At 53.6% G+C, this 651-nt stretch carries 2 protein-coding genes; both read right to left on the reverse strand.

Going from position 1 to position 651, the window contains the following annotated elements:
- The coding region (locus BLX24_RS30960) for a UxaA family hydrolase (protein ID WP_218160751.1) at positions 1-365 on the reverse strand (365 nt) is incomplete at its 3' end.
- A gap of 45 nt (positions 366-410) precedes the next feature.
- Positions 411-651 (reverse strand): GntT/GntP/DsdX family permease (locus BLX24_RS30965; RefSeq protein WP_218160752.1); only part of this gene is annotated, 241 nt, incomplete at its 5' end.

Here is a 651-nt window from a genome sequence, read left to right on the forward strand (position 1 = left end):
CCATCGGCATTCCGAAAGCCCTCAAAGGTGTAGCCCTCCAGCGGATCAGTGTCGTGATGAGCCGGTTGCGTGTAGGAAATTTCGTCCAGCGCAGGCGGTTGGGGCAGGCCGATGTTAAACTCATTTACCCAGCTGCCCTGGCTAACCGGAGTTTTCGCGTAGCCGATAATGTGGCCATACCGTAACACGGCATCACCAATGCTGAAATCGACAAGCGCTACCTTGTGGCCCATCGGTATATCTTCGGTCAGCACAATGTCGTTCAGAACCCTGGTCCCACGGGGCAACCCCTGAGGATTGGCCACGATGGCAACATTATCCTGCGGTGTGGTTTTAATGACGTTATTGTTGGTTGGTTTATCCATGCCGTAAAACAAGTTAGACGAGGCCCGAAGCCTGTCGCAGGAACTTTATACAAGCGGGAACAGCTGAGCGGCCAGCATGGTCAGCAGCAGGCCCGTGATACCCATCAGGCTTTGCATGGGGGCAATGGTCTTCAGCGCTTCCTGCTCCGTGAGGTTACTGGTCTTACACATAATCCAGAAACCGGCATCATTCATCCACGGTATGAGTTTGGCCCCGCTGCCGATTGCCAGACAAAGATAAACCGGATGGAAACCTAAATTGGCATTTTGTGCCATACCCGCCAGA

Origin of the sequence: Arsenicibacter rosenii, assembly GCF_001870735.1 — a bacterium.
GTDB lineage: Bacteria > Bacteroidota > Bacteroidia > Cytophagales > Spirosomataceae > Arsenicibacter > Arsenicibacter rosenii.